At 63.0% G+C, this 262-nt stretch carries 1 protein-coding gene; it reads left to right on the top strand.

Translation table 11 applies throughout. The features are described 5' to 3' along the window. Window positions 1-262 (top strand): TolC family protein (locus tag APY03_RS37800; RefSeq protein WP_198161377.1); only part of this gene is annotated, 262 nt, incomplete at both ends.

Below are 262 nucleotides of genomic sequence, written 5' to 3'. Positions count from 1 at the left end.
TGTTCAACGATGACGTGTTAGCGGATCTGCAAGCCCGTGCGCAGGCGGGCAACCTGAACCTGCAGATCGCTTCCGAGCGCATTGAGCAAAGCCGGGCGCAGTTGGGGATTGCTTCCTCGCTGCTGCTGCCCAGCGTGGGCGCATCGGCAGGCTATTCCCGCGAGGCCCTCAGCGAGCACGGCAAGTTTGCCGCGTTGGGTGCACCGACGAGCGCGAGCGATTTCTGGCAGTTGGGATTCGACGCCAGTTGGGAACTCGATCT

It is taken from the genome of Variovorax sp. WDL1 (assembly GCF_001541225.1).
In the GTDB taxonomy this organism is placed as follows: domain Bacteria; phylum Pseudomonadota; class Gammaproteobacteria; order Burkholderiales; family Burkholderiaceae_C; genus Variovorax.
The sequence above is the reverse complement of the archived record's forward strand: the minus strand, read 5'-3'. Positions and strand labels throughout refer to the sequence as shown.